Genomic DNA, 15,958 nt, shown 5'->3' on the forward strand with positions numbered 1-15,958 from the left:
CAAAAGTGATATCAAATACAAAATTCTGCGATAAGCCGCCCCGCAGAGGCGACACCCAACAATAAGCTGGGTGGACATGAGCAGTGTACTGCCTCTGCGGCGGCTACTCTCAGTCTGCCTGGCGGCGCAGGAAGGCCGGAATATCCAAATATTCCATATCGGCATCAGCAGAACTGAGCGACGGAGCGGGGCGCTTGGGACGCTCTACATCCACCCTTGGACGGGTGTCGGCCGCGCTCTCACGAGAGACTAGCCCTGCGGCACCGTGGCTTTCACGCATATCGCGCATATCCCGGCTCTCACGCATGTCTCGAGTCTCGCGAACATCGCGGGATTCACGCACTTCTGGACGACGTGTGTTATCTACCACTTTAGCTGGGCGAGCCGCAGGAGTTCCCTCACCCAGGCCAGCGGCTACTACAGTCACCCGCATTTCATCACCCAGCTTATCATCCACCGCCGTACCAATAACCACTGTGGCCTCATCAGAGGCGATCTCTTGCACGATCTCACCCACTTCGGAGTATTCACCCAGGGTCAACTCCTGACAGCCAGCTTCTTCACTGCCGGTAATGATGTTGACCAAAATACCGCGTGCACCAGCAAGGTTAACGTTATCCAACAGCGGACTGCGTACAGCCTTCTCCGCCGCTTCACGAGCGCGATTCTCGCCAATGGCAGAGCCAGAGCCCATCATCGCCATACCCATTTCAGACATCACCGTGCGTACATCGGCGAAGTCCACATTCATAATGCCGGGGCGGATCATCAGATCGGCAATACCCTGCACCGCTCCGAGTAACACGTTATCAGCCTCTTTATAGGCAGACTTCATGGTGATTTTGCTACCCAATACTTCCAGCAGGCGATCGTTAGGGATAGTAATCAGGGAATCCACTTTGTCGCGCAGCTCGAGAATACCCTCTTCGGCTACGACAGTGCGCTTGCGGCCTTCAATTTTGAACGGGCGAGTAACAACAGCCACGGTGAGAATACCGAGCTCTTTGGCAATCTCGGCTACAATCGGCGCTCCACCGGTACCAGTGCCGCCCCCCATACCAGCGGTAATAAACACCATATCAGCACCGCCCAAGACTTCAGCGATGCGATCGCGGTCTTCCAGAGCGGACTGACGACCGATATCGGGATTGGCCCCAGCACCTAGTCCACGGGTAATCGTATTACCAAGCTGAAGGATAGTTTGCGCTTCAATATCTTTCAGCGCCTGAGCGTCAGTGTTCGCGCAGATAAAGTCTACGCCCTCCACGTCGCTGGCAATCATATGCTTAACAGCATTGCCACCGCCGCCGCCGACTCCTATTACCTTGATGACAGGTTTATCCTGTACGCTATCAACTAGCTCGAACATCGCTGTTCCCCTTTCTTGCTCATGTCGAATTTTACAGCCACGCCTAAAAAAAATCCCTTATGGGACGGCTAATTCTGGTTGCATGCTATTACAAATTTCCACGAAACCAGTGCTTTACTTTGTCCCACCACTGATTATCGTTACGCACGGGCTGAGTTTTTCCCTCTGCAGCCTCTTCCTGCTGCATTGCGTACATCAATAATCCAACTCCGGTGGAGTAAATTGGATTGCTCACGATATCGCTCAATCCAGAAATTCCTTGAGGCACTGCGAGACGTACCGGCATATGGAAAATTTCCTCAGCCAGCTCTACCGCACCCTCCATTTTTGAAGAGCCTCCTGTTAAAACCACTCCTGCTGCGCACAGATCTTCAAATCCACTGCGGCGCAATTCCGCCTGCACCAGAGTAAACAGCTCGTCATAGCGCGGCTCGACTACTTCAGCCAGGGCCTGACGGGACAAATCCCGGGGCTCCCGATCTCCGACACTCGGTACTTTTATGGTTTCACCTTCCCGCGCAAGTTTTGCAAGAGCACAGGCATATTTTATTTTTAAATCTTCGGCGTGCGGTGTCGGGGTACGCAATGCCATCGCAATATCGTTAGTCACCTGATCCCCAGCGATGGGAATCACTCCAGTATGACGAATTGAGCCACCGGTAAATACAGCAATATCGGTGGTGCCCCCACCGATATCCACCATACATACTCCGAGCTCTTTCTCATCTTCAGTCAGTACTGCGTAACTGGAAGCCAGCTGTTCGAGAATGACATCCTCCACTTCAAGACCACAGCGGCGGATACACTTCTCAATATTTTGTGCCGCATTGACGGCACCACTGACTAAATGCACCTTTGCTTCGAGGCGCACACCAGACATCCCCAGAGGCTCTTTTACCCCCTCCTGGTTGTCGATCAGGTATTCTTGCGGCAGCGTATGTAAAATTTTCTGATCCGCGGGTATAGCAACTGCACGAGCTGCATCAATTACCCGATCCAAATCCTGTTGGGTTACTTCACGATCTTTAATAGCCACAATGCCGTGAGAATTGAGACTGCGAATATGGCTGCCCGCGATACCGGCATACACAGAGTGAATTTCACACCCCGCCATGAGTTCTGCTTCCTCCACCGCACGCTGAATAGATTGCACGGTGGATTCAATGTTTACCACCACACCTTTTTTCATCCCGGTGGAGCGATGGGAGCCAATACCAACAATATTGAGGTCCCCGTTAGCAGATACCTCACCAACGATGGCAACCACCTTGGAGGTGCCGATATCCAGCCCAACAATCATGCGCTGATCGGATACTTGTGTCATTTTTGTTCCAACCTCGCTAGGCCATACCCCGGCTTTCCTTTCATTATCAACCGGATCAGCGCCTTCGCTTTTAAACTTTATCTTTCCACAGCGGCTACTGCCGCGTCCCTGTTTACTCTTGCTCGTTCTTCCACTGAACCGCTACCGCGTTACCGTAACGAGTATCTACCTCGGCTACTTTTTGCAAATAAGGAGCAAGTAACCCGCGGCTCAAAGTGAGAAAGCGGTTAACACGCTCCAGCAGTGCCTCATGACCGAGTTTTAATTCAATTCCCGACATCAACTCCAGATGCCAGCCACTAAGGTCATCAAATGACAAGCGCTTCACTTCCATATCCCGCGTAGTCAAAAGCCCCGCAAGCGCTTGGTATTGGGACATAATTTGCCCAACCAACTCTTCATCCCCGGCGAGCTCGGGTAGTGTACCCACCTGCATTTGTTTCGGCCGTGGCAGCAGTGCACCACTAGCAACCAACAAACGATCACGGCCCCAGATGGCAAGTGGCTGCGCCTCGCTGACTTCAACAACAACGCCTTTGGGCCAGCGGCGACTTATGGAAACCTTGGTAATCCACGGTTTCTCCAGCAATGCTGCGCGCATCGCGCGGATATCAACAGAAAAAAAACCCGCTTGCAAATACGGCAGTAAAATTTCTTTAATCTGCTCTTCAGTTACAGCATTAAAGGTTCCGCGAACCTCAACTTGCTCCAGTGCATCAACTCGACTGAGCTGAATCGCCGGTAGGTGCTGCCACAACCAGTAGCCCCCACTAAGCAGCCCACCAAGCAAGAACATAAAGACACTGGTAAATAACCAGGGGCGCCAGTGGAATCCCCGCTTCTCTCTCTCTTTGAGAGGGCTGGCACCACGAACCGGGGCCCGCTGAGTCCCTGTATTTTTTTTCTGTGCAGACCTCACTACCACTCAAGCCTCGAGGTCTTTCTCACCCAGACGCCATTCCGCCAACCTCTGTGAAAGAGCCCCAACATTACCCGCGCCCTGAGTCAGAACCACATCGCCGGGTTCCAGTAGATCAGCCAGGATCGGGGGAACCTGATCAACGGTTTCGACAAAAATGGGATCGACCTGGCCTCGATTGCGCAGGCTACGAGCCAAAGTCCGCCCATCCGCGCCGGCTATCGGTGCCTCCCCAGCACTGTAAACATCCAGCAAAATTAATTTGTCCACCTCGGACAGCACCTGAACAAAATCCTCAAACAGATCTCGGGTTCGGGTATAGCGATGCGGTTGGTAAACCATCACTAAGCGCCGATCGGACCAGCCGTCGCGTACAGTCCTGATGGTTGCTGCCACTTCCCTTGGGTGGTGGCCATAATCGTCCACCAGCATCACTTTTTCTGCGTTACTGTCGTCACTAATAGAGAAATCTCCATAAATTTGGAAGCGACGACCGACTCCTTGAAAACCTTGTAATCCCTTTTGAATAGCTTCATCACCGATACCCTCATCGGTAGCGACAGCAATTGCCGCAGTAGCATTCAATACATTGTGGATACCAGGAGTATTTACCGAGACCTCAAGCAGATCACCCGCCGGGCGCTGCACTTTAAAATGGCTTCGCAACGGCTCCTGTTTAACCTCGACAATGCGGAAATCATTGCCCTCAGCAAACCCATAAGTCAGCACCGGCCGGGAAAACTTGGGAATTACTTCCTGCACATTGGCATCATCGCCACAGACCACAGCAAGGCCATAAAAAGGCAGGTTATGGACAAAATCAATAAAGATCTGTTTGACCTTTTCAAAGTCCCCACCATAGGTTTCCATATGGTCCGCATCAATATTCGTGATCACCGTCACCATCGGTTGCAGATGAATAAAAGATGCATCACTTTCATCTGCCTCGGCAATTAGATAACGACTTTCGCCCAATGCCGCATTGGCACCTGCCGAATTGACCAAACCGCCAATCACAAACGTCGGATCTTTTTTATCCGCAGCAAAAATCGAGGCTATCAGGCTGGTAGTTGTAGTCTTTCCGTGTGTACCCGCCACGGCAATACCATAGCGATAACGCATCAGTTCCCCGAGCATTTCCGCACGGCGCACCACCGGAATTCGGTTTTCGTGGGCGGCGACCAACTCTGGATTGTCGTCATGCACGGCCGAAGAGTTAACAACCACATCGACACCGCGGATATTTTCCGAACTGTGTCCAATTTCAACCCTAACACCGAGCTTTTGCAGACGGTCTGTTACAGCTGATTCGCGCAAATCGGAACCAGAAACCTCGTAACCCTGATTCTGCAGTACTTCGGCAATGCCGCTCATGCCTGCACCACCCACACCGATAAAGTGGATGCGACGAATGCGGCGCATCGTCGGTACAGCATAACTTTTTTCCATATTGGCACGCTCAGAAGCCATACTTTCCAACCTTGATCCACTCATTTTTTATTTGCTATCTGACAAGAGCCAGCTGTTCAGCGCAGGCACCTACTACCTGCTCGGTTGCATCAATTTTTGCCACACTGCGCGCAGCTTTCGCCATCGCAAGCAACGCTTGAGGGTCTGAGAGAAGCTTCTGCAATAATTCTGACAGACTCTGTGCATCCATGGTGTTCTGCTGAACTACCACAGCACCACCGGCATTCTGTAACCACTCGCCATTGCGTGTCTGATGATCGTCAATCGCAAAGGGAAAAGGCACCATAATTGCGCCCACACCAGCGGCAGCGATTTCCGACACAGTTAGCGCCCCGGAGCGACAAATGATCAAATCTGCAACGCTATAGGCATCGGCCATATTCGCAATAAAAGGTACAACCTCTGCCTCTACTCCCGCAGCCTTATAAGCTTCTTGGGCCAACGCTGCATGACGTTCACCCGCCTGATGAACCACTTTCGGCCGTAGGGATAACGGCAAAAGAGCCACAGCTTTTGGCACCAGCTCATTAATTGCCACAGCGCCGAGACTGCCACCGAGCACCAGCAGGCGCAGTGGTGCCTCATTTCCGATACGCTGTTGCGGCTCAGGCAAACTCGCAATCTCAGTGCGTACCGGATTGCCAACCTGCTTAGCACCAGGCAAACCACTGGGAAAAGCCTCCAATACCCTACTCGCGATTCGAGCAAGCAGGCGGTTAGTGGTGCCGGCAACCGCATTCTGCTCGTGAATAATCAGGGGAATTCCACTGAGTCGTGCTGCTACACCACCGGGACCGGTGGCAAAACCACCGAACCCGAGCACCGCATCTGGTGCTACTGCCCTTACCACGGCACGGGCTTGGACCACCGCGCGCAAAACCTGCAGAGGTGCCTTGAACAGGGCCAATTTGCCTTTGCCACGCACACCCTCCACACGAATACAGTGCAGTGGAATATTCGCCTCGGGAATTAAACGCGCTTCGATACCGCGCTGTGTACCCAGCCACTCAACACTGGCACCGCGCTCCTGCAAGGCTTTTGCCACTGCCAGTGCTGGAAATACATGGCCACCGGTACCTCCGGCCATCAGTAAAAACTTCTTATTGGCGAAAATTTTTTCTTCATGGGACATCAGACTACTTCCCCACTACCAACGCCAGCACTGGTGCGGCGCCGGGCAAAAATTGGCAACTTCCCAAACAAACCAGGACTTTCCTCACTATCCCCGGCTTGCCCAAATTGCCCTCGCAATTCAGTGCGAATCCTCAAAGCCAACCCCAATAGGGCACAGCAAATAATCAAACTACTACCACCGGAACTGACAAACGGCAGGGTCAGCCCCTTAGTCGGTAACAACCCTGAAGCCACTCCCATATTCACAAAAGCCTGGCCAGCAATCTGTATTGCCATACCAAATGCCAGTAAAGCCGCAAAAAATTTTTGTTGCGCCAGGCCTTCACGGACCAAACGCAATAACGAACAGGTCAGGAGCACAAAAAGCCCAACAACAACCAAGCCGCCAAACATGCCCCACTCCTCGGCGAGGATGGCAAAAATAAAGTCGGTATGGGCCTCGGGCAGATAAAACAGTTTTTGCACGCTATTACCCAACCCCACGCCAAACCATTCACCACGACCAAAAGCGATAAGCGATTGGGTCAACTGATAGCCACTGGCAAACTGGTCTCCCCAGGGGTCTAGAAACGTTAGCAGGCGCTGCAAACGATAGGGGCTCATCAGCGCCATCAAGGCCAAACCGCAAGCCGCTGCCGCCACGAGTAAAAACGTGTGGGGTAAGCGTGCACCACCCAAAAACACCATCGCCAGCACTGTGCCGGAAAGTACTACCACAGAGCCGAAGTCCGGTTGCAATAACAGTAAAAAAGCAACCATCGTGAGAATAACCACCGGTACCATAAAGCTGCTCCAGTGGTGTAATTGCTTGCTGCGCCGGGTTAGAAAACTGGCAAAAAATACCAGCATGCAAAACTTCGCCACTTCTGCAGGTTGGATAGTAATTCCCGCAAACACCAACCAGCGTCGACTACCATTTACCTCTCGACCAATACCTGGCACCAATACCACGATTAAAAGCAGACAGGAAAACAGTAGCAGCGGCCAAGATAGGCGCGACCAAATAGCCAATGGGATCTGGCTCACCAATAACGCCGCAATTGCCCCAATTAACAAGAATACCAAGTGACGCTTCAGGAAATACCAAGGGTCTGCATAAATATCTGTAGCAAAAGCGATCGACGCTGAAGCCACCATCACAACGCCAATGCTCACCAGCGCCAAAACGCTAAAAGGTAAAAGAGCATCGAGAAAATCACGCCTGCTATTTAGGGAGGGCAATTCACTCATTGCCCCTCCTGTGAGCACTCACACAGCGCCGCTACAATATTGCGAAAGTCTTCACCACGCGCTTCAAAATTGCGATACATATCAAAGCTGGCACACGCCGGGGAGAGCAACACGTAGTCTCCGCTATGCGCCAAAGTTCGGGCCTTATTGACTGCATCTGCCATGGAATCAGCATTGAGTGTCCTGCACTGACCGGCAAACACGCTGGCAATTTTGTCGCCATCAACACCGATTGAAACCACTGCACGCAAGGAGCCTACGCTTTTCTTCAATGCGGAAAAGTCTGCGCCTTTACCATCTCCACCTGCGATTAAAACTATTTTACGGGTTGAGGTCGCCAATCCATCCAACGCGGCCTGAGTTGCACCTACATTAGTGCCCTTAGAGTCGTTGACATAAGTTACGCCATGTAAATCCGCCACGCGCTCACAGCGATGTGCCAAGCCAGGAAAACTACGCAGCACCGACAGCATTGCCGCCATGGGCAGTCCCACTACACTACCCATAGCCAATGCAGCCAGGGCGTTGGCAATATTATGCTTGCCCACCATCGCCAGCTCATCGACCGGCAATAACTTCTCACTTCCTTGAGCCAACCACTCACGCTCCCCAGATAAGCACACACCAAACTGTTTCAAGTCCGGTCGATCAAGGCCGAAAGTCCACTCACGCCGCTCTCGCGACAGAGGTCCCTGGCTCAGGGGGTCTTCGCGATTAACCACAAATACTTCTGCACCACGATAAATCCGTTGCTTCGCCCGGTGATACTCCAACATACTGGGATAGCGGTCCATATGGTCCGCACTCATATTCAAAACAGTCGCTACTGTTGGAGTGAGGGAATAAGTTGTCTCCAATTGGAAACTGGAAAGCTCCAGTACAAACAACTCCGGTAAGGGGTCATCCAATAAATCGAGCACCGGTACGCCAATATTGCCACCCACCCGCACAGAAATGTTGGCGGCTTCAGCCATTCTGCCAAGTAGTGTCGTGACCGTGCTTTTGCCGTTAGAACCAGTAATCGCGCCCAATTTCGCTTTAGACTGCTTTCGCAGTAAAGCCTGGGCAAATAATTCAATATCACCAACAACCGGAATACCCTCGGCAACGGCCTTTTGCAAAACCGGCTCCGCCAAGGGCACACCTGGGCTGACAATAATTAAACTGGCCGCAAGTAAAGTGTCTGGACGTAGCGGGCCGGTTTCCACCACGACCCGAGGAAACTCCTCCTGAAAAGCCGCAAGCCCTGGAGGGTTATCACGGCTATCCACCACCACCGGGGTATGACCATGACGCAGCAGGTAGCGCACCACCGATTGCCCGGTAGCGCCCAGTCCAATTACCACTTTATGCTGCGAGGAAGTCGCGATCAGGCTCATTGTATTTTTATCGGAGTTTCAGTGTTGCCAGTCCAGCCAGAACCAGAATTACCGTGATAATCCAGAAGCGCACGATTACCCTCGGTTCGGGCCAACCTTTCAATTCAAAATGGTGATGCAACGGGGCCATGCGGAAAATACGCTTACCCGTCAACTTGAAGGACGCAACCTGCAGGATGACTGAAACAGTTTCCATCACAAACACGCCTCCCATAATAAACAGCACAATCTCGTGGCGAGTGATCACCGCAATGATGCCCAGTGCCGCACCCAAGGCCAGGGCACCTACATCCCCCATAAACACCTGCGCCGGATAGGTGTTAAACCATAGGAACCCTAAGCCTGCACCGCACAGAGCGGCACAAAATACGGCGAGTTCCCCCGCACCAGCAATCGCAGGAATATGTAGATAATCGGCAAATTCCGCATGTCCAGATAAATAAGCAATAATTCCCAGTGCCCCGCCTACCATCACCGTAGGCATAATTGCCAGGCCATCAAGACCATCGGTCAGATTAACCGCATTACTGGAACCCACCACTACAAAATAGGTCAGCAAAATAAAGGTGACGGGCCCAAGATTAATAGCGACGTCTTTAAAGAAAGGCACAAAGAACTGGGTTTCCGCCGGGCTGGTCGCACTCATAAATAAATATATGGCCGCCCCTAAACCGGCAATGGACTGCCAAAAATATTTCCAGCGCGCGATGAGGCCACGGGGGTTCTTGTGTACAACTTTTTTATAGTCATCGACAAAACCTACCGCGCCGAAGACAAAGGTCACCAGTAATGTGACCCACACATAGCGATTACCAAGATCCGACCATAGCAGCGCCGAAGCAAAGATCGAGGCGAGAATCAGGGTGCCGCCCATAGTGGGCGTACCGGATTTACTCAAATGTGTTTCAGGGCCATCGTCGCGAATCGCCTGACCCACTTGTAAATGGTTCAGCCAGTTGATCATACGTGGTCCAACAATCAGGGAAATCCCCAGTGCGGTAAGGGCCGCAAGAATTGCGCGGACAGTTAAATAATTGAACACCGAAAAGGTGCTCACATGTTGTTGTAATAATTCCGCCAGCCAAAGCAGCATTACGACTCCCCTCTGCTGTTGCCAAGCAGGGCCTGAGCAACCAGTTCCATACGGGCACTACGAGAACCCTTCACCAAAACAGTGGTGTTGTTATCTAATTCATGGGTCAGAGCCGCGATCAACGGCTCCCGCTCCCGATAATTCTGCAGGGGCTCATTGCCCCCATGGCTAAATGCCAAGCTGGCAGCAGTGCCTAATGGTCCCAGGGTAAACAGCGCATCAAGCCCACGCTCTCGCGCCAGATCACCTACATCGCGATGCATATCCTCAGCATCCGGCCCCAACTCCGCCATGTCCCCAAGCACCAGGATTCGTTTTCCTTGTCGTTGTGCCAATAGCTCAATAGCCGCACCCACAGAACCCGGATTCGCGTTATAGCTATCGTCGATAACTGTGGCTCCACAAATACCGCGCTGCTCCTGCAAGCGACCGCTGACACCTCTCAGGCTTGATAGCCCCTGAACAATTTCTTTTGCCGATATCCCCGCGGCAAAAGCACAGGCTGCCGCTACTAGAGCGTTGTGCACGTTATGCTCTCCAAGTAGCTGAAGCTGCAACGGGTAGCTAAGCCCTTCAATCACTAGGTCAAATCCGGCACAGCCACTATTATTCAGGACAATATTTTCCGCAAAGATTTCACATTGGCTGGCAAGCCCCACCTCTAAAGTGCGCACACCTTCGGGCATTCGCCCGCGCCAATAGTCTGCGTAATTATCATCGGCATTGATAATTGCGGTTCCACCGACATCCAACCCTGTATAAATTTGACCTTTAGCTTTGGCGATGGCGTCAATAGAACCAAACCCTTCAACATGAGCGGGCATAACATTATTGACGGCACTCACTTGTGGCTTGCCGATACTACACAGATAAGCAATATCGTCAGGTCCATTCGCCCCCATCTCCAAAATCAGTACATCGTGCTCTTCACTGAGGCCGAAAAGGGTTATCGGCAGACCGTACTGGTTGTTTAGGTTGCCTGCAGTCACACAAGGTGTGTGGCGTTGGGAAAAAATCGCCGATAGCATTTCCTTAACCGTGGTCTTGCCACAGGAACCAGTAATCGCAATTACTGGACCAGAGAATTTCTCACGACACAGCAGACCAATTTGTCCGAGTGCTACGGTAGTATCTTTCACCCGCCACTGAGGCAGGCTACAACCCCGAACCTCCCGATCAACAACTAAGCCAAGTGCCTGACCATCAAGCTCTCCGACAAAATCATGAGCATCGAAATTGTCACCAACCAATGCAACAAACAATGCTTGGGGGTTTAATTTACGAGTATCTGTGCACACCTCAGAAAATTCGACCGAGCCATTGATCAACTCACCACCGAAGCGCTCTTGCAGTTGCTTAAGAGATAACGACCCAATCACTGGGCTTCCCCCTTCATCCCTTCAACCTTGAGGGGCTTACCCATACGCCGAAGCAACGCAGAAGCTGCCTGCTCGCGATCGCAAAAATGAATTTTTTCGCTGCCGATAATCTGGTAATTCTCATGGCCCTTACCAGCGATCAGCACTATATCTCCCGGCTGTGCCGCAGCCACTGCCTGGCCAATAGCCTTGGCCCGATCAATTTCTACTTCAATATTACTGGCAGCACCTTCGAGGATATCGTCGATAATTTTTTGCGGCTCTTCACTGCGGGGATTGTCGCTGGTAACAATGGCCCGATCGGCCATTTCCGAAGCTATACGCCCCATTGAAGCGCGCTTGCCAGTATCACGATCTCCGCCACAGCCAAATACACACCACAATTTCCCACGGCAATAAGGGCGTGCAGCGGCCAACGCCGCTCGCAATGCATCTGGAGTATGGGCGTAATCGACCAACACTCCCACTTCATAGACACCTTCGACTTGAACCCGCTCCATACGACCGGGTACCCCCTGAATAGAGGGAAAAACCGTGAGAATTTCCTCGAACGGCATGCCCGCCGAAGCAGCAGCAGCGATAACTGCAAGTGCGTTATAAATATTGAAATCGCCAATCAGCGATGCATTGAGTTCACCACTCCCCCAGGGAGAGCTGAGCTGGACAGAAAAGCCTTTTTCATGACGACGTAAATCTGTCACATGCAGGTCGCCCGCCTGCAAGCCATAGGTCAATACACGCAACCCGCGCAATCTGCAACGCTCCGCCAGTTGAGCGCCGAAAGGGTCATCCAGATTTATAATGCCGCGCTTTAATTTTGGCAGGCCAAATAATTTCTCTTTGGCAGCCCCGTAGGCTGCCATATTGCCGTGATAATCCAGGTGGTCGCGGGAAAGATTGGTAAAAATTGCGGTATCAAAAATAAGACCATGTACTCTGCCCTGTGACAGGGCATGGGAGGAAACCTCCATCGCCGCAGCACCTACTCCGCGTCGGCAAAAATCAGCAAAGTCCTCCTGTAGCCGCACAGGATCAGGAGTTGTGAGACCCGTCTCATGCAGCTCAATCACCCCGTGATTCCATATGCCATTGCCAATGGTACCGATCAGGGCAGCGCTGCCAAAATGCCGAGCCAATAACTGGGAGGTGAGATAAGCGCAGGTAGTTTTACCATTGGTGCCGGTCACTCCCACCAAATGCATTTTTCCGCTGGGATTATCGTGGAAGCGCGCGGCTATTTCCCCCACCCGCTTAGCAAGCCCGGGTACGGTAACCACAAGGATATCCTTGTGGGTTTTACATTCCAGTTTGTCCCCATCGGCCAACACTACGGCGGCGCCAGCTTCTATTGCGGCATCAATATATTCCCGCCCATCCACGACAGAGCCGCGCAACGCCATAAAAGCATCGCCAGCTTTCACCTTGCGGCTATCCAAAGCTACACCACTAACAGGTACATCGGGTATGCTCGCGTATCCGGGCACCAATTCCTGCAGGGAGATAAATGATTGTTCGCGCTGAGTCACGACTTTGAACCCCTTCCGGTTAACTGCGCGGCTAACTGCCGTTCCGCCGGCTCTTTAAGCTCTGGCGGTACTTGCAGCAGGCGCATAGCCCCAGCCATCACAGCGCCAAATACCGGCGCTGCCACTTCACCGCCGTAGTACTTCGCCTGGCTGGGATCGTCTATTACTACAACCGCGGCAAGGCGCGGCTTGTCTGCGGGAATAAATCCCGCAAATACTGAGCGGTAGCGATTATCGGCATAACCACCACTACCAACCTTGTGAACAGTGCCAGTCTTGCCCGCCACTCGGTAACCCTCTACAGCGGCTTGACGGCCAGTGCCGCGGCTGCCAATTACGGTCTCCAGCATGGCACTCACATCCTTAACGAGCGGCCCTTCGACTACCCGCTGCGCCTCAGAATCGGGCTTATCGTCAGATAGAATCAGGGAAACCGGACGTTTAAGCCCACCGTTAGCCAACACGCTGTAGGCCTGGGCCAATTGCACCCCATTCACGGTTAAACCGTAGCCGAAGGCAAAATTAGCCCGCTCGATTGGGTGCCAGCGGCTGCGGCTAGGTAGGATTCCCGGCGTCTCACCAGGAAAACCACTGCCAACCGCCTCCCCCAAACCCAGGCGGTAAAAGAGTTCTCGAAGCGTATTTGGTTCCAAATCCAAGGCAATTTTTGTAATACCCACCTGACTCGACTTGGTGATAATGCTGGTTAGATCCAACTTGCCGTAGTTGACCGGATCCACCAAAGTTTTACCGGGCACGCGGATATAACCCGGGCTTGTATCTATTTGGGTATGGGGCTTGTAGCGACCTGTCTCCAGCGCCGCCAATACCGTCAAAGGCTTTACCGTAGAGCCCGGCTCAAACTGATCAATCAGGGCACGATTGCGCATGGCCGCCGCCCTAACTCCCTTGCGGTTATTGGGGTTAAATGAGGGCTGGTTAGCCATGGCGAGGACATCGCCACTGTGGATATCCAAAATCACCATAAAACCGGAAGCGGCACCATTTTCTGCCACAGCACTTTTTAATTCCCGATAGGCGAGGTATTGCAGACGCATATCAATCGAGAGGCGCAACTCCTGACCGGGTTGAGCCTCTCTCTGAATAGCCAGCTCTTGCACCGTACGACCTTTCAGGTCCTTAACCACCTGCTGCGCACCTGGCTCTCCGGACAACCAGTTATCGTAAGCAAGCTCAATGCCCTCCTGACCGCGATCGTCGATATTGGTAAAGCCCAATAGCTGCGCAACCACCTCGCCGGCGGGATAGAAGCGGCGGTATTCCTTTTTGCTATAGACACCGGGCAAATCGAGAGACAAGACCCGCTCCGCCTGCTCTGGGGTCAGGTGGCGACGCAGATACATAAATTCCTTATTGCGGTATTTTTCCAGGCGCGCGGTCAACTTATCCGACTTTAACCTCAGCGTCTTAGCCAGTTGCTTTACCTGTTCGGGACTGCTCTCGCGCAATAATTTGGGATTGGCCCAGAGGCTGTGCACCGGGGTGCTAACCGCTAACAGCTCTCCGTTGCGATCGACAATGGAACCCCGATAGGCGGCTATCTCCTCGGTACGGATGGTGCGCGCGCGCCCTTGATCCTGCAGGAAGCGATATCCCCGTTCCGCTGCAGGAACCACCTGTAACCGCGCCAAGTGAGACACCAGTGCCAGGGCGAGCAGGCACAACAGAACCGCTACCAGCACAAAGCGCCAGCGAGCGATTCCCGGTTGAACTTGCTTTTTCTTTACTGCGCCCATAATTTTCCAATTGGCGTTATATTGTCATCCTGAGGACAAACCTCTCAGCGGGGCGATTTAACCGGTACCCCGACAGCGCATCGATAAACAAATTTTCTTATGCTTATTAAGTCAATTTCCGGTGTACACTGCCTAAAAGAGCCGCCTACACTCCGACCAAGCCAATCACTCCACTGGCACCAAGATCTGCTCTGAAGGGCTCGGCATGCGCATTTTTAATTCTTCCCGGGCCACTTTCTCCACACGGCTATAGGCAGACCAGGCCCCCCGCTCAAGCAGCAGGCGCTCCTGCTCATAACGCAATTCATCGCGGGTCTTTTGTGCGCGGCCTAGCTCTGCGGTCAATTCTCTGCTGCGCTGAGTCGAATACACCACTGCCAACGCCGAGGCAATTGCACCTACCCAGAGCACAGCAATGCCAAGAAACGACCGTATAGGCACAGAATCAGCACCCACCCTGCTTTTCGGCAACCCGCATCACCGCACTGCGCGAGCGCAGGTTTTCATCCACCTCAATGGTATTAGCCTTGACCGCTTTGCCCACTGAACGCAGGGGTTTAGAGATCTCGCTATCCATCACCGGAAGCCCGCGGGGCAATCTTGGCCCGCGTTCCTTTTCCCGGATAAAGCGCTTAACCATACGATCTTCCAGAGAGTGGAAGCTGATAATCACCAACCGGCCTCCCGGCGCGAGCAACTGCAGAGACTTCTCCAACGTACTCTGCAGGTCGTTCAGCTCACCATTCACATGAATGCGAATAGCCTGGAAGACTCGAGTAGCCGGGTGCTTACCCTTTTCCCAAGCTGGATTGGCTGCCTTCACTACCTCAGCCAAATCCAAAGTTCGCTCGAAGGGCTTTTCAGTGCGACGGCGAACGATGGCTGCAGCCATTCGCCGCGCGAAACGCTCCTCGCCATATTCTTTAAACACCCGGACCATCTCATCCTCGGCCTCGGTATTCACCCACTGCGCTGCGCTGATACCCCGGCTAGTATCCATACGCATATCCAGCGGCCCGTCCTGCATAAAGCTAAAGCCGCGCTCAGCCTGATCCAACTGGGGCGATGAAACCCCTAAGTCCAACAGGATTCCGTTAACACTTCCCGCCCTCTCGCCAACAGCGAGATCCATATCGGCAAAGGAGCCGTGCCAAATTGAAAAGCGCGGCTCAGCAGCAAAACGCTGCTGCGCATAGTCAATCGCCTGGGGGTCTTTATCCACAGCCAACAATTGCCCCTTGGGGCCCAGTTGTTCGAGGATCGCAGCGCTGTGTCCACCGCGCCCGAAGGTCCCATCCACATAGAAACCTTCGGTGTCAGTCACCAGAGCGTCCACGGCCTCGCGCAACAACACACTGCGATGCAATTCTTGAGACAC

Annotated in this window: 13 protein-coding genes; all 13 read right to left on the reverse strand. The window is 52.9% G+C overall.

Annotation, left to right across the window (positions count from 1 at the left end):
• Positions 1–109 precede the first annotated feature (109 nt).
• The 13 genes from ftsZ to rsmH all read right to left on the reverse strand — a co-directional run bounded on the left by ftsZ (position 110) and on the right by rsmH (position 15,958).
• Positions 110–1,369 (reverse strand): cell division protein FtsZ, encoded by a 1,260-nt coding sequence (ftsZ, locus tag ACJJIJ_RS12785; protein WP_252082958.1) that lies wholly within the window; start codon positions 1,367–1,369, stop codon positions 110–112.
• Between the two features lie 88 nt (positions 1,370–1,457).
• Positions 1,458–2,693: a cell division protein FtsA gene (gene ftsA / locus ACJJIJ_RS12790; protein WP_252082959.1), complete on the reverse strand. Its 1,236-nt coding sequence runs from the start codon at positions 2,691–2,693 to the stop codon at positions 1,458–1,460.
• Positions 2,694–2,805: 112 nt separating this feature from the next.
• Positions 2,806–3,612 (reverse strand): cell division protein FtsQ/DivIB, encoded by an 807-nt coding sequence (locus ACJJIJ_RS12795; RefSeq protein ID WP_444937554.1) that lies wholly within the window; start codon positions 3,610–3,612, stop codon positions 2,806–2,808.
• Positions 3,613–3,618: 6 nt separating this feature from the next.
• Entirely contained in the window at positions 3,619–5,061 is a 1,443-nt protein-coding gene (gene murC, locus ACJJIJ_RS12800; RefSeq protein WP_435583648.1) for a UDP-N-acetylmuramate--L-alanine ligase, read from the reverse strand.
• Positions 5,062–5,116: 55 nt separating this feature from the next.
• The gene (gene murG, locus ACJJIJ_RS12805) at positions 5,117–6,214 is read right to left on the reverse strand and encodes an undecaprenyldiphospho-muramoylpentapeptide beta-N-acetylglucosaminyltransferase (protein ID WP_444937555.1); all 1,098 of its coding nucleotides are present in this window, start codon (positions 6,212–6,214) and stop codon (positions 5,117–5,119) included.
• A complete protein-coding gene (gene ftsW / locus ACJJIJ_RS12810; protein WP_444937556.1) occupies positions 6,214–7,446 on the reverse strand; it encodes a putative lipid II flippase FtsW in 1,233 nt (410 codons plus the stop codon). Before ftsW ends, murG begins: the two co-directional genes overlap by 1 nt.
• Positions 7,443–8,825 carry a UDP-N-acetylmuramoyl-L-alanine--D-glutamate ligase gene (gene murD / locus ACJJIJ_RS12815; protein WP_444937557.1) on the reverse strand — a complete coding sequence of 461 codons (1,383 nt, stop codon included), beginning with the start codon at positions 8,823–8,825 and terminating at the stop codon, positions 7,443–7,445. Before murD ends, ftsW begins: the two co-directional genes overlap by 4 nt.
• A gap of 7 nt (positions 8,826–8,832) precedes the next feature.
• Entirely contained in the window at positions 8,833–9,918 is a 1,086-nt protein-coding gene (mraY, locus tag ACJJIJ_RS12820; RefSeq protein ID WP_252082965.1) for a phospho-N-acetylmuramoyl-pentapeptide-transferase, read from the reverse strand.
• The gene (locus ACJJIJ_RS12825; protein WP_444937558.1) at positions 9,918–11,297 is read right to left on the reverse strand and encodes a UDP-N-acetylmuramoyl-tripeptide--D-alanyl-D-alanine ligase; all 1,380 of its coding nucleotides are present in this window, start codon (positions 11,295–11,297) and stop codon (positions 9,918–9,920) included. The genes mraY and ACJJIJ_RS12825 overlap by 1 nt, the downstream gene beginning before the upstream one ends.
• Positions 11,294–12,823 (reverse strand): UDP-N-acetylmuramoyl-L-alanyl-D-glutamate--2,6-diaminopimelate ligase, encoded by a 1,530-nt coding sequence (locus ACJJIJ_RS12830; RefSeq protein ID WP_444886948.1) that lies wholly within the window; start codon positions 12,821–12,823, stop codon positions 11,294–11,296. The genes ACJJIJ_RS12825 and ACJJIJ_RS12830 overlap by 4 nt, the downstream gene beginning before the upstream one ends.
• Positions 12,820–14,580 carry a peptidoglycan D,D-transpeptidase FtsI family protein gene (locus ACJJIJ_RS12835; RefSeq protein WP_444937559.1) on the reverse strand — a complete coding sequence of 587 codons (1,761 nt, stop codon included), beginning with the start codon at positions 14,578–14,580 and terminating at the stop codon, positions 12,820–12,822. Before ACJJIJ_RS12835 ends, ACJJIJ_RS12830 begins: the two co-directional genes overlap by 4 nt.
• 165 nt (positions 14,581–14,745) lie before the next feature.
• Complete coding sequence (gene ftsL / locus ACJJIJ_RS12840) at positions 14,746–15,021, reverse strand: cell division protein FtsL (protein ID WP_252082969.1); 276 nt, start codon at positions 15,019–15,021, stop codon at positions 14,746–14,748.
• A gap of 4 nt (positions 15,022–15,025) precedes the next feature.
• Positions 15,026–15,958: a 16S rRNA (cytosine(1402)-N(4))-methyltransferase RsmH gene (rsmH, locus tag ACJJIJ_RS12845; protein WP_444937560.1), complete on the reverse strand. Its 933-nt coding sequence runs from the start codon at positions 15,956–15,958 to the stop codon at positions 15,026–15,028.

The sequence above is a fragment of the Microbulbifer mixtoriginis (SeqCode) genome, assembly GCF_052467945.1.

Coding starts and splice junctions, on each gene's coding strand:
- ftsW (WP_444937556.1), bottom strand. CDS start 7,446: ATGAGTGAATTGCCCTCCCTAAATAGCAGGCGTGATTTTCTCGATGCT.
- murD (WP_444937557.1), bottom strand. CDS start 8,825: ATGAGCCTGATCGCGACTTCCTCGCAGCATAAAGTGGTAATTGGACTG.
- ACJJIJ_RS12835 (WP_444937559.1), bottom strand. CDS start 14,580: ATGGGCGCAGTAAAGAAAAAGCAAGTTCAACCGGGAATCGCTCGCTGG.
- ftsZ (WP_252082958.1), bottom strand. CDS start 1,369: ATGTTCGAGCTAGTTGATAGCGTACAGGATAAACCTGTCATCAAGGTA.
- murC (WP_435583648.1), bottom strand. CDS start 5,061: ATGGAAAAAAGTTATGCTGTACCGACGATGCGCCGCATTCGTCGCATC.
- ftsA (WP_252082959.1), bottom strand. CDS start 2,693: ATGACACAAGTATCCGATCAGCGCATGATTGTTGGGCTGGATATCGGC.
- murG (WP_444937555.1), bottom strand. CDS start 6,214: ATGTCCCATGAAGAAAAAATTTTCGCCAATAAGAAGTTTTTACTGATG.
- mraY (WP_252082965.1), bottom strand. CDS start 9,918: ATGCTGCTTTGGCTGGCGGAATTATTACAACAACATGTGAGCACCTTT.